This window comes from Luteimonas abyssi (genome assembly GCF_001482195.1).
Classification (GTDB): Bacteria; Pseudomonadota; Gammaproteobacteria; order Xanthomonadales; family Xanthomonadaceae; genus Luteimonas; species Luteimonas abyssi.
Genome location: NZ_KQ759763.1, coordinates 2,051,724 through 2,073,959 on the forward strand (window position 1 = coordinate 2,051,724; position 22,236 = coordinate 2,073,959).

At 67.2% G+C, this 22,236-nt stretch carries 16 protein-coding genes; all 16 read right to left on the reverse strand.

What is annotated here, in order from left to right:
• The 16 genes from RG19_RS08570 to tssC all read right to left on the reverse strand — a co-directional run bounded on the left by RG19_RS08570 (position 1) and on the right by tssC (position 22,225).
• Positions 1 to 687 (reverse strand): PP2C family protein-serine/threonine phosphatase, encoded by a 687-nt coding sequence (locus RG19_RS08570; protein ID WP_058834912.1) that lies wholly within the window; start codon positions 685 to 687, stop codon positions 1 to 3.
• Positions 684 to 1,349, reverse strand: coding sequence for a type VI secretion system-associated protein TagF (gene tagF, locus RG19_RS08575; RefSeq protein WP_058834913.1), 666 nt, complete (start codon positions 1,347 to 1,349; stop codon positions 684 to 686). Before tagF ends, RG19_RS08570 begins: the two co-directional genes overlap by 4 nt.
• Positions 1,346 to 4,810, reverse strand: a complete 3,465-nt coding sequence (gene tssM, locus RG19_RS08580) for a type VI secretion system membrane subunit TssM (protein ID WP_058834914.1) — start codon at positions 4,808 to 4,810, stop codon at positions 1,346 to 1,348. The genes tagF and tssM overlap by 4 nt, the downstream gene beginning before the upstream one ends.
• Before the next feature lie 3 nt (positions 4,811 to 4,813).
• Positions 4,814 to 6,136 carry a type IVB secretion system protein IcmH/DotU gene (icmH, locus tag RG19_RS08585; protein WP_058834915.1) on the reverse strand — a complete coding sequence of 441 codons (1,323 nt, stop codon included), beginning with the start codon at positions 6,134 to 6,136 and terminating at the stop codon, positions 4,814 to 4,816.
• Position 6,137: 1 nt separating this feature from the next.
• The gene (gene tssK, locus RG19_RS08590; protein WP_058834916.1) at positions 6,138 to 7,475 is read right to left on the reverse strand and encodes a type VI secretion system baseplate subunit TssK; all 1,338 of its coding nucleotides are present in this window, start codon (positions 7,473 to 7,475) and stop codon (positions 6,138 to 6,140) included.
• Positions 7,472 to 8,806 carry a type VI secretion system-associated FHA domain protein TagH gene (gene tagH, locus RG19_RS08595; protein ID WP_058834917.1) on the reverse strand — a complete coding sequence of 445 codons (1,335 nt, stop codon included), beginning with the start codon at positions 8,804 to 8,806 and terminating at the stop codon, positions 7,472 to 7,474. The genes tssK and tagH overlap by 4 nt, the downstream gene beginning before the upstream one ends.
• 22 nt (positions 8,807 to 8,828) lie before the next feature.
• On the reverse strand, positions 8,829 to 9,371 hold the full coding sequence (locus RG19_RS08600; RefSeq protein WP_058836508.1) for a DUF6931 family protein: 543 nt from the start codon (positions 9,369 to 9,371) through the stop codon (positions 8,829 to 8,831).
• A gap of 8 nt (positions 9,372 to 9,379) precedes the next feature.
• On the reverse strand, positions 9,380 to 11,326 hold the full coding sequence (locus RG19_RS08605; RefSeq protein ID WP_058834918.1) for a type VI secretion system Vgr family protein: 1,947 nt from the start codon (positions 11,324 to 11,326) through the stop codon (positions 9,380 to 9,382).
• Positions 11,327 to 11,384: 58 nt separating this feature from the next.
• Positions 11,385 to 12,971, reverse strand: a complete 1,587-nt coding sequence (locus RG19_RS08610; RefSeq protein ID WP_058834919.1) for a hypothetical protein — start codon at positions 12,969 to 12,971, stop codon at positions 11,385 to 11,387.
• Between the two features lie 81 nt (positions 12,972 to 13,052).
• Positions 13,053 to 15,860, reverse strand: coding sequence for a type VI secretion system ATPase TssH (tssH, locus tag RG19_RS08615; protein WP_082672568.1), 2,808 nt, complete (start codon positions 15,858 to 15,860; stop codon positions 13,053 to 13,055).
• 31 nt (positions 15,861 to 15,891) lie between these two features.
• The gene (gene tssG / locus RG19_RS08620) at positions 15,892 to 16,908 is read right to left on the reverse strand and encodes a type VI secretion system baseplate subunit TssG (protein ID WP_058834920.1); all 1,017 of its coding nucleotides are present in this window, start codon (positions 16,906 to 16,908) and stop codon (positions 15,892 to 15,894) included.
• The gene (gene tssF / locus RG19_RS08625; protein WP_058834921.1) at positions 16,872 to 18,752 is read right to left on the reverse strand and encodes a type VI secretion system baseplate subunit TssF; all 1,881 of its coding nucleotides are present in this window, start codon (positions 18,750 to 18,752) and stop codon (positions 16,872 to 16,874) included. Before tssF ends, tssG begins: the two co-directional genes overlap by 37 nt.
• Positions 18,753 to 18,755: 3 nt before the next feature.
• Entirely contained in the window at positions 18,756 to 19,262 is a 507-nt protein-coding gene (gene tssE, locus RG19_RS08630) for a type VI secretion system baseplate subunit TssE (protein WP_058834922.1), read from the reverse strand.
• Positions 19,250 to 20,095, reverse strand: a complete 846-nt coding sequence (locus RG19_RS08635) for a type VI secretion system accessory protein TagJ (protein WP_058834923.1) — start codon at positions 20,093 to 20,095, stop codon at positions 19,250 to 19,252. The genes tssE and RG19_RS08635 overlap by 13 nt, the downstream gene beginning before the upstream one ends.
• Before the next feature lie 42 nt (positions 20,096 to 20,137).
• The gene (locus tag RG19_RS08640) at positions 20,138 to 20,641 is read right to left on the reverse strand and encodes an Hcp family type VI secretion system effector (RefSeq protein ID WP_058834924.1); all 504 of its coding nucleotides are present in this window, start codon (positions 20,639 to 20,641) and stop codon (positions 20,138 to 20,140) included.
• A 72-nt stretch (positions 20,642 to 20,713) separates the two neighbouring features.
• On the reverse strand, positions 20,714 to 22,225 hold the full coding sequence (gene tssC, locus RG19_RS08645) for a type VI secretion system contractile sheath large subunit (RefSeq protein WP_058834925.1): 1,512 nt from the start codon (positions 22,223 to 22,225) through the stop codon (positions 20,714 to 20,716).
• Between the last annotated feature and the right edge of the window lie 11 nt (positions 22,226 to 22,236).

The window sequence follows — 22,236 nt, forward strand, 5'->3', positions numbered from 1 at the left end:
TCAGGCCTCCAGCCGCACGGCGATCGCAGATGCGTTGTCGCGGCCGGCGCGACCGAGGGCGGTCTCCAGCACGCGGTCGACCAGCACTCGCGGTTCGCGATGCCGCTGGCAGTGTTCGGCCAGCTCGTCGTCGCTCATTTCCTTATTGATCCCGTCCGAACACAGCAGGAATCCCGAACCGGGGCGCCGGCCCACGACGGCCCAGTCGATGAACAGGTCGTCATCGGCACCGATCGCCCGCGTCAGTGCTCCACCGGGCGCCCCTGCCGCCGTCGCGCCGACGACGTGATCCCGGGTCAGGCAGGTCAACCGTCCGTCTCCGAACCCGTAGACGCGGCTGTCGCCCACCCAGCCGCACATCACCAGGTCCCGGTCGCAGACCAGCAGGGCGACCGTCGAGCCGACGATGTCCAGATCCTGCTCGCGCGCGAGCGTGCGCAATTCCAGGTTGACCTCGCACAACGCCGTCTCGATCGCATCGATGAAATCGGACAGGTCCGCGGCGCGACGCAGCGCATCCAGTCGGTCGACCACCCGCCGACTCGCGAAGTCGCCGGCGCTGTGGCCGCCCAGTCCGTCGGCGACCGCCCACAGCCCGAGGTCGTCGCGCATCAGGATCGCGTCCTCGTTGTGATCGCGTACGTTGCCGCGATCGGTGCGTCCGGCAGACACGTAACCCGTGCTCATCCGCCACGCCCCTCGTCGGTCCCGCGCCGACTGCCGGGGGCATGCTCTTCGGAGGCGGGCCGCCCGGGGGCCTGCAACTCGGGGGTGTACCCGATCCGCAGCAACGGCGCATGTCCAGCATCCGGCAGGCCCGGCATCGGCAGCCAGACACCCGGACGATGCGCGGCCGGTGGTTTCCACCACAGGCCGCGGCTCTGCGCAGGCCAGCGCGAACTCCAGGCCTCCAGCAGCGCATCGGTCCGCGCATCCGGCGCGAGGGCCATGCACGCGCGGTCGAACGTCGACACGTCGCCGATCCCGCCGGACAGCACGTTGACATGCAGCGCCTCCGCCGCATCGAACCAGGTGTGCGCAGGCGTCTCGAACGCGGCCGCCAGCACCAGGGGGAAGGCACGACCGACCCGGTCGCGCCCTGGCGCCACGCTGCCCATCCAGGCCTGGCGACCGCAGACGCCCGGCGCCAGCGCGAACCGCCAGACCGCTTCGAGCGGCGTATGGCCCGGTCCGCCGCCGTCGGCCGCGCTCCGTGCGGCCAGCACTCCGCGCATCGCCATGTCCCAGGCATCGATGAAGACGGCCGGCAGGCGTCGCTCGACGAAATCGCCGACCCCGGGCAACTTGCCGTAGAAGCCGACCGGCCCACGCGCATCGTCAGTGCTCAAGGACAACGGAACCCCCGCACCAGCTCGGAGGCGAACGGATGACGCAGGCTGGCCGGCACCACGTCGATGCGCGCGCGGGTGCCGCCCACCGCGAGCTCGGCGGTGTAGTCCAGGTCCCCCCGGCGGCGCAGGCCCGCATCGTGGAGCGCCCGGAACAGTCCCCACTCGCCCCGATACTCCCGGACCGGCAACGGCTGATCGAAGGCATCCCACACGGCGATCCGCACCAGGCCCGGCTGCGGTCCCGGCCATGTCATCGACTGCCGGACCGGCACGCCCCCCTGGTAGTAGATCACCTGCCCGTCCACCTCGACCTGCAGGCGACCGACGCCGGGCTGCTCGGGAATCGACAGGACGAACGCCGCCTGCGGCAGCGCGCCGCCGCTGCCGAAGTAGGCCTGGCGGATGCGATCGGCCCGCTGCGCGCGCTGCAGCACGTCATCGGCATCCAGCGCCCGCATCCCGTCGTTCCACGTCCACGTGGGGCCGCCGGTGTCGACCTTGCCGGCCAGGGTGCTCTGGAAGAACCTGTCGAAGCGCCCGCCGTTGCCGAACAGTTCCGCGAAATCACGCAGGGGGATCTCGGCGCTGCCTGCGGGGTCGAACGGGAACCGGCCCGACACGAACAGGGCGCATTCCGGACCCGCGGCCTGGCGCATGCCGGCACGCAGCGAGTCGCCCGCGTTCTCGGCCACCAGGCTCCGGCTGGTCGCGGCCAGGGAGGTCATCCAGGACGACATCGGCTCCGGCAACTGGCCTGCCTGCTGGTTCGCGACGAGCAGCGCCGTGTCGTTCTGGTCCACCCCGGCGACGCCGGCGCTGATGTTCAACAGCGAGCGGCTCATCTGCATCGACGTCGACAGGATGTGGTCCAGCGACGACTCGCCGCCCTCGCCCAGCAGCAGGCGGTGATACGGCTCGAAGCGGCGTTCGATCACGTCGCCGGCCGGATCCGCATCGACGCGATCCCGGGCGCCCGACGGCGGTGAGGGCGCTTCGGCATCGTCGCCGTCCGGCGCTGCCGCCTGCGGCGCCGACGTCAGGGCCTGCGTGTGTTCCCGCAGCAGCTCCAGGAAGGCCTTGAGCGGCGAGCCCGGTCCGCCGAGCTTGGCCGCGACCGCACTCGCCTCCGCCACTCCGGACACCGGGCGGAGTTCGAGATCGCCGAGCAACCGCTCCCAGGTCTCGATGTAGTCGCGCTGGTACAGCGTCAGCACCTGGCGGGTGAGCTGCGAGCGCCCGAGCGTATCGAGCTTCGCGGCCCCCAGCACCCAGTCCTCGGCGAGGAACCGGTCGACCGCCCGGTCGATGCCGCCTCCCACCACACGCTGGAACCCCTGGCGCGTGTACAACGCGGGCAGCGGCTCCGACAGCGCGACGCCGCTGCGGCGTCGGAAGACTTCACCCTGCAGCCCGAGATGCCGCTCCAGGGCCAGCGCGGCGCCGGTGTCCGCGGCCGACTCCGACAGGACCAGGTTGCCGTAGACCAGCGCCTGCAGTTCCGCGGTACGCAGGCTCGCGCGCGCGCGCTCGACGACGTCCTTGTCCAGCGACAGCGCGCGCCCACCCTCCGACAGCGCCACCCGCAGATGGCCGTCGAGCGCGGACCGGACCTGTGGATCTTCCGGGAACACCTCGCCCCAATGGGTCGCCGCCAGCGACGACAACGCTTCCACGTCGCGGCGCTCCGGATCGCCCAGCATCAGGTATCCCTTCAGCAGCTGGTACAACCACTGCGGATCGTCGCTGGCACGCTCGAGCGCCACGCGCAGCGACTGGCCCAGTGCCGGCAGCAACGTGCCGCTGAGATCGCGCAGCTGCGCCGCCTGCACGTCCCGGGTCAGCGCGCGTCCACGATACAGGCCGAAACGATGCGACCACGGCACCGATCCGTCCGCCGGTTCCGCGAGGCTGCGCGCATGCGCGAGCGTCTCGAATCGCCGGAGCGCACCTGCATAGAACGCCTGCGGCGTATCGGCCTGCTGCAACTCCCCGAACGGATACTCGGCGACGGCCGTCCCGACCTCGGCGATGCGCTGCCGATTGTGCGCGTAGCTGCCGATCATCCCCGACAGCAGCAACAGCGTCGAAAGCGTCAGCGCGACCCACGCCGCCAGTTGCAGGATCTGGCGGCGCCTGCCCGCATCGGCCGGGCCGCCGGCCAGGCCGGCCTCGGCGAACATCACGTCGTCGAGCAACCGCCCGACGAAGTAGGTTCTCGGCTTCTCGATATGCGCGGGCAGACGCTCCCCGGCGACGCCGAAGTGCCGCCCCACCGCCGCCAGCACACGGTCGACCGGATGACCGTGCTGGGTCCCCGAGGTCATGTAGGTACCGCGCAGCCAGGGCGGATCGGCGTAACCGTGCGAGCCGAAGGCGGCACGGACGAACTCCATCAGCGCCGGGCGGAGCAGACGCAACTGGTGCGGGAACGACAGCGCCGCCGCGCGTCGTTGCGGATCCCGAAAGGCCGGCAGGCGGTCCAGGACGCGCTCGTCGATGCGCTGCAGCAGCAGGTCGAATTCCTCGGCCAGCAGCGTCATCGACACGTCCCGCGCATCGGTGTCGTGCGGGAACGTGAACCCCCACACCTGCTCGCGTGCGGCCGCGTCGAGGTCGGCGAAGAAGTCGGTGAACCCTGAAATCAGGTCGCACTTGGTCAGCACCAGGTAGACCGGTACCGTGCCGCGCAGACGCTCGCCGAGTTCGTCCAGGCGTTTGCGTACCGCATGGGCATGTGCGCGACGCACGTGATCGTCCGGATCCAGCAGGTCGGTCGCGCTGACCGCCACCACCACGCCGTTGAGCGGGCGCCGGCGATGACGGCGCAGCAGTCCCAGGAACGACTGCCATGCGGCGGCATCGGCCGCTGCGTCGGAGTCCTGGGTGGTGTAGCGCCCGGCGCTGTCGAGAAAGACCGCCTGATCGGCGAACCACCAGTCGCACTGGCGCGTGCCGCCCACGCCGGCCAGCGCCTGAGCGCCGAAGTGATCGCCCAGCGGAAAATCGAGGCCGGAGTTGAGCAGCAGCGTGCTCTTGCCCGCCCCCGGCGCGCCGATCAACAGATACCAGGGCAAGGTATCCAGACCGCGCCCGTCGCGGCGCTGGCGCTTGCGCAGCAGCGTCGTGGCTTCCTGGAAACGCTCGCGCAGGCGCTGCTGCTCCAGGTCGGCGCGTCGCGCAGCGTCGTCGCCGTCGCCGTCGCCGGCGAGCGCGTCGGTCATGCGCTTTTCCTTGCCGCGCCTGCGCAGCCAGGACACCAGCCGCCAGAGTCCCCATCCGACCACCAGGACCGCGATCGCGATCAGGCGTGCCCTGATGCTGCTCAACGGATACCAGGTACCGGCACCGAGGTAAGGACCACTGGCCCAGATGAAGAACGCCGCCAGCAGCAGGGCCGCGAGGTCCATCAACCCCTTTCGGCGGACGAAGCTGACGAATCGGTAGATATAGCTCGTCATCGATCAGGCCTCCGGAATCAGCACGATTTCGACCCGGCGATTGAGCGCCCGGTTCTCCGGCAGGTCCGGCGGCACCGCGACCGGCTGCGAATCGCCCGCACCGCTGATCTCCACCCGCCGGGAATCACGCATACCGGCGCGCAACACCGTTCCGACGCTCTCGGCGCGTACGGTCGAGAGCTCGAAGTTGTCCTTGAAACGCAGTCCGCGGACCGGCTGGTTGTCGGTATGGCCGACCACGACCACGCGCCCGTCCACTCGATCCAATGCCGTGCCCACGCGTTGCAGCAGGCTGCGCTGCGCGGGATCCACCTCGCTGCCGCCGGAGCCGAACATCACGGCACCGGCGATGCGGATCGTCGTTCGCCCGTCGTCGCCGACCTCGAGCGTCAACAGCCCCGCATCGCGCTCCGCCTGCAGCAAGGTCGCCAGCGAAACATCCGGCACGGGCACCGGCGCGTCGGGCAGCCTGACCCGGTCCAGGCCGATCTGCGCGAGCTGTGCGCTGACCGGCGCCGACACGCCGTTGAGCTGGCTGTGCAGAAAGATGAACGCGGCCAGCAGGATGCACAGCGAGGCCAGAGCAGCGATCAGGAACGGCATCGAGCCGCTTTCGGTACCCAGGCGCCGGTCCGCACCCTTCCAGTGCGGCGACAGATCCGCTGCCGGTGCGCCGCGCTGGCGGCGGATCAACGCGTGCAGCGTCGTCATCCGGTCGGCGAGCCGGGCCTGCCCGCCCGGCTCGATCAGATAGCGCCCGCCGAAGCCCAGCGCCATCGCCAGGTAGATCATTTCCAGCAGATCGAGATAGCGCGCCGGATCGCGACTGAGCCGGTCGAGCAGATCGAAGACCTTGGCACCACCGTAGGTTTCGCCGTGGAACGTCACCAGCAGCGTGCGCTGCGACCATCCGCTGCCGTCGCCCCACGGGGCGGCCAGGACGGCTTCGTCGAGCAGTGTGCACAACACGTAACGCGCCATCATCGCCTGCTTGGCATCCACCCCGTCGCGGTGCACATCGCTCTCGAACCGCTCCAGCTTCGCGGCACAGCTCGTGCGCAGCCGGCCCAGATCGGGAGGGCGTGTGGAATGCCGCAGCTGCACCGCCAGCAACAGCAGTGGCGTGGCCGCACGCACGATGCCGTTGTGTGCGCCCGCATTGGACAAGGCCTCATAGGCCGCGTCCAGATCGCTCCCCGCGCTCGATGCAACCTGCCGATCGCCCTCCACGGGCGGCGCCGGCTGCGGCGCCGACACCGATGTCGCCGCTGCCCTCGGGCGCACCACGGTTGCGTCGTCGTCGATGTCGCGGCCACGTTCGCCCATGTCAGCTCCTCACCGCCCACAGCTCCAGCTCGAGGCCCGGAAACCCGCTTCCGAAATGCATCGCCATGCCGCCGGAGGTCCGCAAGGCCTTCCACAACGGCGAATGCCGATCCAGCTCGAAGTACTGGCATCCCGAGTGGTAAGGCACCTGTCGGGGCGCCACCGCCATCGACGTCAGACCAATACCGGGCAGCTGCAGGTTGACCAGGTCGCGGATCTTCTCGACCGGGCCGATCTTGGATTCGGACGGCAGCCGCTTGCGCAGATCGTCGCCGCGCACATCCGCCTTGACCGCGAGCACGAATACCGCCGAGGTCAGCAGCGAGGCGTCCGGCGCGACGCCGACCCAGACCCCGTACTTGCGCTGCTGCAGCGGGATCGCGATCGCCGACTGCTCCAGCACCGCGCTCAGGCTTTCCCGCAATACCGCCACCACCGGTTCGAAACTCTCGCGCAGGGCTTCGTGCCGGTACGGCGGGAACGATGGCCCGCGCTTGGCCGCGCTCGTGAACGTGCACAACTCGCCCGCCATGCCCAGCAGGAGGCGATACAGGGCTTCCGGGTGTTCGCGCGGCGATTGCGCCCAGTGCGCGATCACGGGCTGATAGCGGTTCACCACCTGCAACATCAGGACGTCGGAGATTTCCGCGACGCCGGCCCGGTCGCTGCCCATGACGCGCTCGGCCAGGGCCTGACCGCGCTGGTGCAGCAGGCCGAGCAGTTCCGACAGCAATGTCACCAGCCACGCGGCGCCCTCGATCCGGCTGGCCGTGGGGATGAACGCGTCGTCGAGGATCACCCGACGGTCCGGACGCACTTCGACGATGCGCGCCACCGGGATCTCGACGAGCCCCTCACGGGGCGCCGATGCCAACGCAAGCCGGGTCGCCATCGCACCCACTTCAAGGCGCACCGAGCCTCCGACGCTTCCCGATGCATCGGACACCTCCAGTTCGTCGACCGCATAACGCGAGATGCGCTGCGGGTCCTGGTCGAGCCAGACGCTCTCGGGCCGCGACCCGCTGCGCAAGGGCAACGTCAGGCTGACGACCTGGGCGCGGCAATCGATACCGGTGTCGAGCGGCGGCGGCGGGGGATCGCGATCGGGGATCGAGAACGGCGTGCCGTCGGGAAAGCAACCCACCGCACGACGGATGCCGATCTTGCCGATCGAAAGCAGCTCGGTTTCCAGTTCGAGCTCGTCGAACCCCCACGCATGCGGCCGCAGGGAACTCGCGCGCAACTCGATGAAACGTTCGAAATAACGCTCCTGCTGCTGCATGTGTTGGGGGCGCAGGAAAAGCCCCTCGCTCCAGATGACCTTGGTGCTTTCTTTCATATCGTTCCGGTCCGGTCCACGTGTGTCCCACCCTGCTTCATCAGCGAAAGCTGCTCTTCATAGACACGTGCGAACTCGTCGCCGAACAGCCGCCGGAAACGCTCGTCAGGGTCTTTCCTCAATGTGTCGTAATGCGCCGCGTAGCGATTCCACGGACGCGACGCGCGGCCGAACATGCCGACGGCCCCGGTGGATTCGCCTTCGAAACGGCCCGGATCGAAGTGCGCAAAGGCGGCCTCCGACGCGGCGCGCATGCCGGCGAGCATCGCGACCTGGTGTTGACGCAGATCGCGCACCGCGTCCTCGATCGCATCGGCACCGGACAGATAGGCCGCGTCGGGCGGCGACAGCAGCCTGGCCAGGGCTTCCTCGGCGGTGGGCGCGAACTTCAAGGGATTGTTCTCCCTGCGCTGCACCAGCGTCAGGGGCAGGCGCAGGCCGTTCTTGAATTCCGCGCGCGCGCGCAACAGTTCCATCACGCCGCCGAGCATCTCCAGCAACAGGGCTTCGACATCGGCGGCGGCCCCCTGCCGTTCGGATGGCGCCGGCGTCGTCGCAGCAGGCCCGACCGGCCGCCTGGCCTCGGGAGACGGTGGAGGTACCGGCTCGGGCGGCTCGGGCACGCGGTCTTCCTGCCGGAGCGAGGCACTCGTCTCCTCCGGCGATGTGGCGGTGGGCGCAGGCGGGGGCGCCGCTCGAGCCGTCACCTCCGGCGACGAAAACTGGGTCCGGGTGAGATCCCAGTTCTCCGGCAACACCTGCGCCGTGGTGCCGGCCGAGACGACCGGGGCACGGTAAGCCTCGGCGGCCTCCGGCACATGACTCCAGGCGCTCGCAGCGTCCTGGTCCCTACCCGCATGCGTGGTCGTCATGTCGAACAATGCCATGGGATCGACCGGCGACAGCGCATCTCCGTATGCAGAGGACGGGGCCTCGAAGGCCTCGTCGCGCACCGGCAGGTCGCGACGACCGGTCGTGGCATCGTCGCGGCCGCCGACCGTAGGATCGCGCTGGGTGTCGTCCCGCCCGCCCGCCGCCGACGCGATCGCGATGTCGATCTCGAACACGTCGATCTGCACGGTATCGCCGTGCTTCAAGGCCGCCGGCGTGCCTTTTCTCAGCGGCGCACCGTTGTGCAGGACGCCATTGGTGCTGTGATCCTCGATGAAATAGATGCCGTCGAGGCATCGCACGCTGGCATGCAGTCGCGACACGCCATCGGCATCCAGCACCCAGTCGCAGGCTTCGCCGCGCCCGATGCTGCCGCCGGTCTCGAACGACACCTGGGACCGGCCCGGTACCGGCAACGCATCGTGATTCCGCAACGTCATTCTCATTGGACATCCGCTCCACTCATGCGCGCTCCACGCTCGACGGGCCGAGGCCGCCCAGCAGCACCGCAGCGTCGCGCGCCCACTGCGCGATGCGCGCGTCGAAGGTGGCAGGCTCACGACCTGCGATATGCAACAGCGCCGCCACGCCCGCCGTCGCGGTCAACTGTTCCGCCGGGGGTGCGCCGTTCTCCACCACCGGCTCGGGATGGGCCCATGCGGCCGACGCCGCCAGCCACGCGCCGGCGGTCAGATAATCGTTGGCCTCTGCGAACGCAGCGGCCGCACGCCCGCTGGCGTCGTCGGCCTGCTGAACCCATTGCTGTGCGAGCCGCAAGCCCGCCTCGTCCCGCGGATCCAGTGCAGACGCACGTGCGCACTGGCACAACCATGCGACCGCATAGGGCCGAGGCAGCAAGCGCAGTGCGAGTGCCAGCGCATCCCGATGCAGGTCGGCTTCGAGCAGGTCGACGACCGCCTCGCGCGGCACGGTCTGCGACTGCAGCAATTGTCCGGCGCGATCCGACACCTGCATCTGCGCGGCCAGCCGTGGAATATCGGACATCATCGACCTCACAGGAGAAGGGGCGGCGAGCCCTTGAGAATGGCCGGCCCAGACGCCTGCAGCAGCAGCATGGCGTTCGCACGCACGGTCGCGACCGCGTTCGACTGCACCGACACCGCACCGCCGGCCATCATCGACAGCGCGGCGCCGCTCTTCACGTCGACGGCAACGCCCGCCGCGAGAGACACGTTGACCTTGCCGTCGAGCTTGATCATCGTGCCGCTGATCGAAATCTCGCCGGTACTCTTCATCACCAGCCGCGCGGCGCCCGTCACCAGCTCGATTTCGGAGCCGGCCCTGACCCGGACCTTTCTGCCCACATCCGACGTGTCGTCGCGACCGACGTTCCACGTCCGGTCCCGATCGATCCTGCCGTCCTCATCGCGCTCGATCTCGACGAAATGGTCGTTCTCGGCCTCGTGGCGCATGTCGCGCTGCGCGTGCAGCAGCAGCTCCTCCCTGCCCTTGAGGTCCTCGAAACGGATCTCGTTGTAATCTTCGCGACCGCCGTTCGGATGGCTGCGGCTGCGGACCCCGCTCTGGGTCTTGTGCTCGGGAAGCGCGTACGGCGGCATGTGGTCGGCGTTGTAGACGCTGCCGATGATCAGCGGACGATCGGGATTGCCCTCCAGGAAGCTGATCACGACTTCCTGACCGACTCGCGGAATCTGGATCGCGCCCCATTGCCGTCCCGCCCAGGACGTGGCGAGTCGGGCCGGGCATGAGCAATCGCTGTTCTTGCGTCCTGGCGGACTCCAGAAGAAATCGACCTGCACGCGGCCATACTGATCGACGACGATGTCCTCGGGCGTGTCGCCGTGGACCACAGCGGTCTGCAATCCGGAGATCAGCGGTCTTCGCGTCGTCTGTGCGGTACGGAACGGCTGCTCGCTGCGCAACGCTTCGAATCGGCACGAAAACGGCTCGTGCTCCTCGTCGTCGTAGACGGAGACGTAGTTGACCTCGACGAGCAGAGTGTCCGCCTTGGTGACCAGGTACTCCTGGTTATGCGCGGCCAGCGGAAAATCCTTCAGCTTGAACAACGCGCCCACCATGAGACCGCAGGCGTCCGTCGTTCCGCGATACGTGGCCTGGGGGACGTTCGCCGCCTCCACCATCACCTGGGCGTGCAGGCGCCCCTGCGCCACGTCCTCGTGCTCGCCCGGGTAGTCGAACACCTCCAGCTCGCCCAGCGCACCGCCGCCCGATGGCTCTGCGGCATCTTCCGGGGCCAGCAGCGACGCTTTCGGCTTGAGATAGTCGTAATCGTCCAGTTTGACCCGCTTGCTCTGCGCGGTGCGCGCGAGTGCCCAGTCGCTGATCGAATCCTTCATCCGGCTTCCGCGCTGCCCGGGCGGGCAGTAGGGAATCTTCGAGAACGGCGAAACCGCCGAGTGGGCCCCGAGAGAATCGCAGAGGACCATCGTGTGGGTGGATTGGGTGTGGGTGAAGTAGTAGTAGATGCCCTCCTGCTCCATCAGTCGGCTGATGAAGTCGAACGCGGTCTCCCGGTACTGGACGCAGTACTCCCTCGCTTTGTAGCTGGCACTCAGGCTGACATCGATGTCGGTATAGCCCGCCTCCGCGAGCACCTTGCGCACGATGTCCGGAACCGTGAGGTTCTTGAAGATCCGGCAGTCGCTCTGCTTCTTGAGCAGCCACAGCTTCGGCACCAGAACGAACGCATAGACGGCGTAGCGGACGTCGTCGATCACTTCGAACCCGGTCTGCTCGGCCTCGGAGACGATCCCGTGATAACGCCGGACGAAGCCCTGCGGTGAGGTGACGCTCACCGACATCGGCATCGCAAGCGTGTCCTTCAGATCGATGTCCACGGAACGGCTGATCGTTTCCAGTTCGAACCTGTAGGGCCGCCCCAGGGCCTCGTAGGCACGCATGCGCACGAAGCGCAGGTCGTCCCCCAGCGGCGAGTGCAGCTTGATTGCATGAGACATGATTCAGTGCCCTCCATGGGCTGCGCGTGCGCCCGGGCGCAGGACCCGGCCGGCCACGTCAACCACCCAGGAATTCCATCGCCGGACCGAGAGCGTGCTTGCGGAATCCACTGTCCCCCTGGCGCACGCCGGGCTTGGTCCACGCTTCCACGAGACCGTCGGCGCTACTGAGCTGATACCCGCTTTCCTCGATGTAACGCGAGCACCACGCCTTCAACATGCCCATCTTGGTCATGCCCAGGTCGTACTGGCTCTGGTTCACCTTGCCGTTCTTGTCCGGGAACAGTTGCAGAAAGCTCATGTTGTGCACGATGTTGCTGTTCAACGCGAGCGCGGGAATGATCGGCACCTTCATCGCGTGCGGCCGGAACCAAGCGTTGAATGCCATCGGATTGAGATAGAGCTTCTCGTTGTCGCGACGCCTCCACTTGTCCTTCGCATCGGCGAGGAACGTCTGCAGCATCTTCGTCTCGTAGAGGCGGTAGGCGGTCTTGATGAGAATCTCGACGATGGCCGTCACGAAGTTGACGATCGTGGAGGCGCCGACCGATCCGATCTGCATGCCCAACTGGGCGCCGCTCTTGAGCGTCTGGTACAGATCGTTGCCGAGCGTGAGGTCCATCGATCGCTTGATACCGTCGACGATGCTGGTCGGCACACCGTTCCAGACCTTCACCGACCGGTTCAACGCCCAGGCCTGGTACCTGTGGAACGACGACTCGATCAGATTGATCAGATTGCTCGTGATGCTGAACGCCCCCCCGAGCGCGCCGGTCACGGCATCGGACAGAAAGGATTTCGTCAGATAGTCGCAGAGGATCCTCAGATGTCCGCCCGCGCCGTCGTCCCAGTAGTCGACGACGACCTTCCAGGTCTTTTCCAGCCTGTCGTAAAGCGCGTTGCTGACTTCCTTCTCTTTCGGACTGAGGCGCGACGGCTGGGCCTTGAGCAGAAGCTCCGAACTGACGGTTCGCCTCTTTTCCATGTCGACCGAGGGCAGGTAATCGATGCTGCCGGTCTTGGGGCCCTGGGCATGGAGCTCGCCGCCGCTCAGGTTCATGCGGCCCGCATTCCTGGAATGCCTCCTGTCCAGCGCGTCCGCGGCCTTTCCGGCCAGCGGCTGGCCGGCGACCCCGATACCGGTGCCGACGTATCCCGTCACCTCATCCGCCGTTCCACCCACCTGGCCGCCGGCAAACCCCATCGCGGTGTTGCCCAGATCGATGACACCGTTCGTGACGATGTTGAACTTGTTTCCCTCGCACTCGAGATAGCCGAACAGATACAGCAACCCCTTTCTGGAACTGATCAGATCCTCGGTCATGAACGACGGCACGCCGAGCGCCGCATCGCTGTCGCCCTTGCCGTTCAATGCCGCTTCGAGCGCGATGAACGGAAGCGACGCCTTGTCGTTCCTCCGCTTGCTCTTCCAGGCGTCGCCCGGCCCTTGCGCCTGGCACCAGTTGTTGAACCCCCGCTGCAACAGCAACAGGTTGCTCCGGCTCGGATGCTTGCTGTAGGCGTCGATCAGGATATCGAGCGCCTCGAGCGTGCCTCCCCTCGGCGCCAACGCACGGCTCGTCTTCTTCCGCCACTCGTCCTTGGTGAAAGGAAGTTTCGGCAAACCACTGCTCGAACTCAGCATGTCCCTGTCTCCAGATTGAAGGTTTGATACTCGAAAGCAGCCACTCGCCGGACGGCGGCGCGAGCAACCGCGTCGCCGTCCCTATCCGTTGGTTCCGTCGGCGAGCACGAGGGCCGGCGACGGGGCGTCGCGCTTCGTCGTCTCCGGGACGAATGCGTAAGAGAAATCCCCGCTCTGCGTGTCGACCCGGATGCCGCTGATCGGGCTGCCCTCGATGGTCCGCATCAGAAGCTCCCTCGACACCGCGGGCAGCATCGTGTTGGTCAGGATCGCGTCGATCATGCGTCCGCCGGATTCGCTCTCGGTGCAGCGGCCGACGACCAGTTCCACCACCGACGGCGTGTAATCGAACGCGATCCGATGCTGTTCCTGCACGCGGCGGCGGATGCGCTCGATCTGCAATCTGGTGATCTCGCCCAGCAATGCGGGTGTCAGCGGGTAGTACGGAATCGAGACCAGGCGCCCGAGCAGTGCCGGCGGAAACGATTCGAGCAGCACCGGCCTGACCGCATCGGCGAGGCTTTCGGGATCAGGGAGCAGGTCCTCGTCCTTGCAGAGAGTGGAGATGAGGTCGGTGCCGACATTCGTCGTCAGCAGGATGAGCGTATTGCGGAAGTCGATCCGCCGTCCCTCGCCGTCCTCCATCCAGCCCTTGTCGAAGACCTGGAAGAAGATCTCGTGGACATCGGGGTGCGCCTTCTCGACTTCGTCCATGAGCACCACCGAGTACGGCCTGCGCCGCACCGCCTCGGTGAGCACGCCGCCCTCGCCGTAGCCGACATATCCGGGCGGCGCCCCCTTGAGCGTGGAGACGGTATGCGCCTCCTGGAACTCGCTCATGTTGATGGTGATCAGGTTGTGCTCGCCGCCGTACAGCACCTCGGCCAGCGCCAACGCGGTCTCCGTCTTGCCGACGCCGGACGTGCCTGCGAGCAGGAACACGCCGATGGGTTTGTCGGGATTGTCCAGTCCCGCCCGGGAGGTCTGCACGCGGCTGGCGATCGCCGCCATGGCGTGATCCTGGCCGATCACCCGGCGCGCCATCAGCTCGGCCAGATTCATGACCGTCTCCAGCTCGCTGCGCACCATCCGCCCCACGGGGATTCCCGTCCAGTCGGCCACCACCGCTGCCACCGCCTGATAGTCGACACCGGGCAGGATCAACGGCGACTCGCCCTGCAGCAGGCTCAACGCCGTCTGGAGTCGCTTCAGCTCGGCCCGGGTGGCATCGTGATCCGGTGCCGCTGTCGCTGCCGCCGTCGCCTGCGCCTCGATGGCCTCGCCGTCGCCATTCGCGGCCTCCGGCGCCTCTGGAGCATCACCCTGGTCGGCCGGCCTCCCGGCGTCACGCAGCACCCCGCGCAACTCGAGGATCCGCTCGACCAGACTCTTCTCCTCGGCCCAGGTCGTCTCCAGTGTCGCGAGCCGCTCCTGTTGATCGGCCAGGGCCTTGTCGGCGACCTGCTCGCGCTCCGCCACCTCGATGCCCAGCGATTTTTCGCGGCCGATGATCGCGAGCTCGGTCTCCAGCGCCTGGATCCGCTTGCGCGTGTCGTCCACCTCGGCCGGAACTGCATGCTGGCCGATCGCGACGCGCGCGCAGGCGGTGTCGAGCAGGCTGATCGCCTTGTCCGGAAGCTGCCGCGCCGGAATGTAGCGATGGGACAGCCTGACCGCAGCGTCGAGCGCTTCATCCAGGATCTGCACTTGGTGATGACGCTCCAGCATGCCGGCGATACCGCGCAGCATCAGAAGACCCTTCTGCTCGGAGGGCTCTTCCACCTGGACCGTCTGGAAGCGCCGTGTGAGCGCTGGATCCTTCTCGATGTGCTTCTTGTATTCGGCCCAGGTCGTCGCGCCGATCGTCCGCAGGTCGCCCCGCGCCAGGGCCGGCTTCAGCAGGTTGGCCGCATCGCCTGTACCCGCCGCACCACCGGCACCGACCAGCGTATGCGCTTCGTCGATGAACAGGATGATCGGCCTGGGCGACGCTTGGACCTCCTCGATCACCTGTTTGAGCCGGTTCTCGAACTCGCCCTTCATGCTGGCCCCGGCCTGCAGCAACCCGACATCGAGCGTGCGCAGTTCGACATCCTTCAGCGGGGGTGGAACGTCGCCGTCGGCGATGCGCAGTGCGAAGCCTTCCACCACCGCGGTCTTGCCGACACCGGCCTCGCCGACCAGCATGGGATTGTTCTGACGTCGACGCATCAGGATGTCCACGACCTGCCTGGTCTCGCTGTCGCGGCCCACGATCGGGTCGATGCGGCCACGTCGCGCGCGCGCGGTGAGGTCGATGGTGAACTGCGCCAAGGCCTGCTGCTGACCCATCTGCGCCGGTGCGATCGCCCCACTCGCTTCGCCGGGATCCACGGCCCCGCTCCGCCCTCCCTGCACTGCGGACTGGTCCCGCTCGGGCGACCCCTCGACGATCGTGCCGAAATCCCGCGCCAGCGCGTCCACACCGATATCGGCGAACGCAGCCGACAGTCCGCACAGCGCCCGCCGGAGGTGACGCAGGCGAAGCGCCGCGAGGACGAGATGGCCGGTCCTGACCTGCGTTTCGCCGAACATCAGCGTCGCCAGCACCCAGCCCCGCTCGACGGCCTCTTCCACATCCGCCGATATGTCGGAAATGGTCGTGGCGCCCCGCGGCAACCGGTCCAACGAGTCGGTGAGGTCGCCCGCCACCTTGGAGGCGTCGATGCCGAAGTGCGCGATGATCCGATGCAGGTCGGAATCCATCAACTGCAGCAGCTGATGGATCCAGTGCGCGAGTTCCACCTCCGGGTTGCCGCGCAGCTTGCAGAACACGGTCGCCGATTCGATCGCCCGATAACCCGTCTTGTTGAGCTTTCCGAACAGCGAAGCACGACTGATCTCTACCATCTCGACTCCAGGAATACGGTTGGCTTCTGTTTCATAGCGATGGGGTCAACACCAGGTCGTCGGCATCTTCTTGCCTGGCATATCGACCCATCCAGATCGACTGTCCCATCCGTTGCGACACACCCAGGCGGGGCGCCGGTACGTCCTCGCGCTTCAGGATCAGTTGGACATCCCACGCGAACTCGTCGCCGAGGAACTGACGTACCGCGGCGACGAGCTCCTTCAGGGCCGCCCCGCCGGGCAGGAAGTGCCGGTAATCGGCCGCGCCCATCGGCCCGATCTGCAGACGGAAGCGGTGCTGCGCATTGCGCACGCATTCGCCCAGCGTGGTCTCGCTCCCGAGCCGGGCCGCCGCCCGTCCCATGCGCAGGCAGCCATCCGAGGGCATGCGCAACCATCCGGCGAAGAACGTCATGACCTGGATCGGCACGTCGAACAGCGCGCCCAACACCGCGCGAAGTCCCTCGGCGCTTCGCGCCTGGGCGACGAATCGGCCTGCGTAGTGTCTGCGCGCATAGGCCGGCAACGCGCCGCGATCACGCAGTGCCGGCTGTCCGACGCCCGTGAGCGCATCCAGGTGCTGACCGAAACGATCCTCGTCCGGCCGATCCATGTGGATCGCCGGCCGGGAATCCGCCCAGGCGCGGTACCACAGCGCGATCATCCGATGGTGAAACATGTCCACGAAGGCGGCGAACGTCGGATCGGACTCCAGCTCCTCGCGCTGGATCGCGTATTCGGTCAGATGCAGAGGCAACGCACCCTGGGGCCCGAACAACCCCAACGGGAACGTCTTCAGCTGCGGTAGGCCGCCCGCCGGCGCAGGGACGAGGCCGTCGACGCTGCGCGGCGGAGACGTCAAGGTCGCCCGCTGCGCGAGTCGCATCGCCTCGTCCTGCGGCCTGGGCGCGCGCCCGAGCCTGGGCTTGTCCGGGTACGCGCAGTCGATCAGGCGCAATGCCTGGAACATCTCGAACGCGTGCGGATGCGCCTGCAGCGCCTGCAGCAGTGCTACAGGATCGGTCGATTGCCGAGCCTTGCGGGCCATCGGGCGACCTCGTTTCTTTCGAGCGTGCACAGCACGGTTTCGGTAAAGGAGTTCAACGACGCATAGCGCGCGAAGAAGTGGCGCAGCACCGAGGCCATCAGATACACGCCCTGGCCCTCGAATGCGGCGTCGTCGCAGGTCAGGCGAATCTCGAGCCCGCGCCCGTACGTCGCAGGTCCCGGCAGCGGGAGCCGACGGACGACGGCACCGGACGATATCCGCCTGATTCCCTCGATCTGTCGCCGCGCCGCGCTGTCGTAGGGCTCGTGATACAGCGTGAGCATCTCGCGGATCGCCGCGGCGCCTTCTTCTGCATCGTCGAGAAGCGAGAGATAGTTCATTTGCAGGTGGCTGATCAGGCGCCAACGCGCCTCGCCGGGGGCCAACGCCGGTCGGGGCCGGGTTGGCCCCGCCACGCAGCGGACCGCCGCAATGGGGGCATCGCTGTCCGCGTGAAAATCGGTCCGCCCCTTGCCGATCGGCATGTGCAGAGGCAGATCCCGGTTGGTGCACTGCATCTGCATGCCGAGCTGGCGCAGATCGCTCGAATACGGCGCCTGACTGCCGTCGACCAGCGACAGGAACAACTCACTGCCGACGTAGCTCGACCGGGCACCGTGCTTGCGCTGCCTGGTGGAGAGTTTTCGTTGTTGCCGCCGCAGCGTGTAGAAGGCCGAGCGCCGCTCGTGCCAGCTGCGGCCCTGTACGCCGTAGAACGGCTGGAAATTCTGCTTGGGCTCCTGCGCATCGCCGAAGCCGGTCACGTCGCCGACGTCGTACACCTCGAAGTCCATCGGCCGTGTTCGATCGGCGAGCAGATGGTGCTCCGCGACGCCGCGGTTCAGATGGATCCTGTCGCCCCGTCTCGGAAACAGGTTGATCGCCGGCGTGCAGTGCATGCGCACGTTGCTCGCATCCAGTGCGCCGTCCAGGCGCTCCGTCGCGCGATCGAGCCAGACGAAGATCTCGAACTCGCCGCCTTCGGCGCGCCGCAGTGCCTGGCCCAGTCCGGAGAAGACGACGAACATGTAGCGCTCGGGACAGGCGAAGTACTCCTGCAGCAGGCGATAGCCGCTGAAGGATCGCTCGCTGGCGGGCAGCAGGGATTGGTGGTCATCGAAGCCCATTTCGCCGATTCGGTCGGCGGGATAGGACTGCGTGATCGTCCGGCCATCGCCCTCCCCGGCCGCCCGCACGAGGAAGCCGAGCGCGTTCGCCTGCAGCTGTTCGTAAAGACAACCGGAGATGCCGTCGGCGCCGGTGATGAACAACGGCAGCGCGTCCAGCGACAGCATGCTCAGGCTGATGCCGGGCGTGGCCGCGAACTTCAGGCGCAGGCCGGCCTTGGCGCGCGGGTCGACCGGTACGCCCGTCGCGGCCAACGCGGCCGGCGATGCCAGGTAGCCGACATCGGTCAATGCGAGCGGCCACAGCGTTGTCTCGTGCGCGGTCCTGTACTCGCACGCGGTGCTCTCGCCGTGACCGATCAGGGAGTGAAGCGCCACCCCACGCGGCACCTTGTGCCCCGCCGGCCCGATGCCGTCTCCGGCATCGGGCTCGAACTGCACCACCGCCATCGAAGGCGTCGGCGCCAGGAAATGCGGATACAGCATCTCCAGAAGATGCTGGGCGAAGACCGGTTGCTGCTGCTCGAGCTCCAGTTGCACGCGGCCTGCCATGAAGGCGAACCCCTCCAGCAGGCGCTCCACGTAAGGGTCGGCGCAATCGATTCCGCTCATGCCGAGACGGCCGGCGATCTTGGGGTAATCGCGTGCGAACTCGCCGCCCATCTCGCGGATGTGCTGGAGCTCGCGGTTGTAGTGATGGAGGAAACGCGGGTCCATGGGTCAGCGTGCTCCCTCGAGCAGACTGAAACGCCCGTTCTCCAGGTCGACCTCGGTCCGCAGGTAGAGCTCCACCGGCATGGGCTGCGCCCACATGTCCGATTCGATCGTGAACGACAATGCCCGACGATCCATTCGCGAATCGTCGACCCGCGCGACCACCTGCAGGTTGGCGGCCGACAGCCTGGGCTCGAACGCGACGATCGCCGCCCGGATTCGGTTCTCGATCAGCTTCACGTCCAACCCGCTGAGCAGTGCGCCGGCCAGATCGGGAATGCCGTAATTCAGTACGGAATCAAAAGCGTGTGGCGCGTCCGCGATGTCCTGCTCGTCGGGCCAGTGGCGCACGCAATTCAGCAGCCATGAGATGTCGCGGATAACGTACTCGCGCAGCTTGGCCGCGTTGATCACGCGGGCGTCGCGGCTTTCGACGGCCTCATGCCGATCGTCGTCGGTGAGCCTGTCCAACAGCGAGGGCTGCAGGCGCTCCTGCTGGGTCAGTTCGGCCATGCAGAGGCCTCGTCGCGACCCTGGGCGTCCATCACGATGCCGACGACCTCCAGCAACGGATGCTCCCCTTCGCTGCTGGCCAGCATCCGCTGCCCCGCACCGCGCGAATGCATGCCCTCGCCGCGCCATTCGGTGCGCCGGCCCAGGCGCACCGCATTGCGCTCGTCGCGCTCGCTACCCGGATACCGCGATGGGACCAGCGCGGCGTCGACCTTGCCGTCGCGCCAGGTCAGGCTCACCGGGCGCCACAGCAGATCGCTCAGGGTGGCAGGCGGATCGAACGACAGCGCATCCAATTGCGAGAACGCCACCAAGGCGTAACCGCTTTCGAGCATCACTTCCAGGCAGGGCCCGAACCGCGGGTCGGCGTCGCCGAGCCAGGCGAAGGTCGCTCCATCGATGCGGCCCGCAGCCGCATCCGCGGCTTCGAATGCGCGATCCCGACATGCCGCCGCCAACCCGGCTGCGCCCTCGCACTCATGGCGCAGCGCCGCCAGCAACTCGCGCTGCCATTCCGACGCACCGCCCGGCAGGGCCGGCTCGCGTTCGCCCGCCATCACCTGCTCCCGTTCGACCTCGGCGCGAAGCGCCCGCACATAGGCCGATGCCAGCGCGTCGCAGCCGGGATCCAGTTCGGCGGCCAGGCGGAGTTGCTCTTCCGCCCTGCTCCACTGCCCCGACACGGCGAACAGCTGGAAAAGACCGATGCGGAGGTCCGCATCGGCCGGTTGCCGGCGCACCCGCTCTTTCGCGCATTGCAACGCCGAGTCGAAGTCCCCCCGCCTGAGCAGATGTGCACATTCGTCCTGCGTTGGCATGGGGGAGAGTTTCATCACGACGCGCCGTGCTCCGATTCGAGAGAGGTGGCCGACCGGTCAGGCCTTGGCGACTTCCTGCATGTTGAAGCTGAAGTCCTTCGGGCCGCCCAGCTTCTTGCCCTTCTCGTCCTGCGGCTGGAACTCGTACTTGAACTTGCCGAAGTGCAGGGTGATGTTCTCGGTCAGACGCTCCTCGCCGCCGTTTCCGCCGGTGGAGACCGACGTGATCATCACGCCTTCGGACAGGGTGATCGTCACGTAGTCGGTCTGCTCGCCGGTGGCGTTGGTCACGTACAACGTGCACGTCTCGATACGCGCGCCCGTGCAGCATGCGTTGAGCAACGCATTGGAGACGCCGTCGATGTACTTGGTGATCGAGATGTCGTGGACGTTGGCCTTGCCACCCGCCGCGTAGCCTGCACCGGTGTGCAGATTGCCGGCGTTGGTCACGCCCCACGACCACGCGATGATCGGCACTTCATCCTTGTGCTGCTTGTGGTTGGATGCGCCGATGATCTCGACGTCGCCGCCCTCAAACTTCAAATGCATGTCGTATGCCACTGCGCAATCTCCGATTGTTGTTGATCAAAGGACGACCCGCACCTCATGCACGGGCCCGTTGGTACCTGGGTGTTACTTGCCCTGCGCGGACGGCAGGCGCGAAACGAGGCGCAGCGAGACCGTCAGACCCTCGAGCTGGTAGTGCGGCCGCAGATAGAACTGGGAGGTGTAGTAACCGGGATTGCCCTCGACTTCCTCGACCACGACCTCGGCGGCGGCCAGCGGCCTGCGCGCCTTGCTTTCCTCGCTGGAGTTCGCCGGATCGCCATCGACGTAGGTCATGACCCAGTTGCTCAGCCAGCTCTGCATCTGCTCGCGGGTGCTGAACGAACCGATCTTGTCGCGCACGATGCACTTGAGGTAATGCGCGAATCGCGAGCACGCGAACATGTAGGGCAGACGCGCGCTCAGGGCGGCGTTCGCGGTCGCATCCGGGTCGTCGTATTCTTCCGGCTTGCTCAGCGACTGCGCGCCGATGAACGACGCCATGTCGCTGTTCTTGCGATGGACCAAGGGCATCAGCCCCGCCTTGTCCAGTTCGGCCGAACGGCGATCGGTGATCGCGATCTCCGTCGGGCACTTCATGTCCACGCCGCCGTCGTCGGTCGGGAACGTATGCGTCGGAAGTTCTTCCACCGCACCGCCGGATTCGACGCCCCGGATGCGTGTGCACCAGCCGTAGAGCTTGAACGAGCGATTGACGTTCACACCCATCGCGTAGGCGGCGTTCTGCCAGGTGTACTTCGAGGAATCCGCGCCTTCGGTGTCCTCTTCGAAGTCGAACTCCTCCACCGGCTCGGTCTTGGCGCCGTAAGGCAGCCGCGACAACGTGCGCGGCATCGCCAGCGCGACGTACTTGGCGTCCTCGCTTTCGCGCAGGGAGCGCCAGCCCGCGTAGTCGGGCGTGGTGAAGATCTTCGAGAGGTCGCGCGGATTCGCGAGCTCCGACCAGCTCTCCATGCCCATCAGCGCCGGGTCCGCCGCGGCGATGAAGGGGGCGTGCGCGGCAGCGGCGATCTGGCTGATACCGCGCAGGGTTTCGACGTCCTTCGGACTGTGGTCGAAGTAGTAATCGCCGATCAGGCAACCGTAGGGCTCCCCACCGAGCTGGCCGTATTCCTCTTCGTAGATCTTCTTGAACACCGGGCTCTGGTCCCAGGCCACGCCCTTGAAGCGCTTCAGCGACTTGGACAGATCGCTCTTGGAGACGTTGAGCACACGGATCTTCAACAGATTGTCCGTTTCGGTGTTCGACACGAGGTAGTGCAGGCCGCGCCAGGCGCCCTCCAGCTTCTGGAAGGCCGGCGCATGCATGATCTTGTTCAACTGCTCGCTGATCTTGCGATCGATCTCGGCCATGTAGGCCTGGATCGTCTGGGCGACATCGGCACTGACGATGTCGCTCCGATCGAGCACCTGCTCGGCGAGCGTGCGCACTGCAAGCCGGACCTCCTCCGCGGCGCGTTCGTTCCGTGGCCGGAACTCGCGGTTCAACAGGGCCGCGAACTCGTCGGCCGTCGTCGACTGCGGGGCGGACTGGTCCAGGGCGGACGCTTCGAGCACTGCTGCTTTATTACTGGCCATTGCTGTCAACT

Bases quoted from the DNA above. Each gene is read 5' to 3' on its own strand.
- tssK (WP_058834916.1), bottom strand. From the start codon at position 7,475: ATGAAAGAAAGCACCAAGGTCATCTGGAGCGAGGGGCTTTTCCTGCGC.
- icmH (WP_058834915.1), bottom strand. From the start codon at position 6,136: ATGGGCGAACGTGGCCGCGACATCGACGACGACGCAACCGTGGTGCGC.
- tssG (WP_058834920.1), bottom strand. From the start codon at position 16,908: ATGGCCCGCAAGGCTCGGCAATCGACCGATCCTGTAGCACTGCTGCAG.
- tssF (WP_058834921.1), bottom strand. From the start codon at position 18,752: ATGGACCCGCGTTTCCTCCATCACTACAACCGCGAGCTCCAGCACATC.
- RG19_RS08605 (WP_058834918.1), bottom strand. From the start codon at position 11,326: ATGTCTCATGCAATCAAGCTGCACTCGCCGCTGGGGGACGACCTGCGC.
- tssC (WP_058834925.1), bottom strand. From the start codon at position 22,225: ATGGCCAGTAATAAAGCAGCAGTGCTCGAAGCGTCCGCCCTGGACCAG.
- tagH (WP_058834917.1), bottom strand. From the start codon at position 8,806: ATGACGTTGCGGAATCACGATGCGTTGCCGGTACCGGGCCGGTCCCAG.
- RG19_RS08635 (WP_058834923.1), bottom strand. From the start codon at position 20,095: ATGAAACTCTCCCCCATGCCAACGCAGGACGAATGTGCACATCTGCTC.
- RG19_RS08570 (WP_058834912.1), bottom strand. From the start codon at position 687: ATGAGCACGGGTTACGTGTCTGCCGGACGCACCGATCGCGGCAACGTA.
- tssE (WP_058834922.1), bottom strand. From the start codon at position 19,262: ATGGCCGAACTGACCCAGCAGGAGCGCCTGCAGCCCTCGCTGTTGGAC.
- tssH (WP_082672568.1), bottom strand. From the start codon at position 15,860: ATGGTAGAGATCAGTCGTGCTTCGCTGTTCGGAAAGCTCAACAAGACG.
- RG19_RS08600 (WP_058836508.1), bottom strand. From the start codon at position 9,371: ATGTCCGATATTCCACGGCTGGCCGCGCAGATGCAGGTGTCGGATCGC.
- RG19_RS08610 (WP_058834919.1), bottom strand. From the start codon at position 12,971: ATGCTGAGTTCGAGCAGTGGTTTGCCGAAACTTCCTTTCACCAAGGAC.
- tssM (WP_058834914.1), bottom strand. From the start codon at position 4,810: ATGACGAGCTATATCTACCGATTCGTCAGCTTCGTCCGCCGAAAGGGG.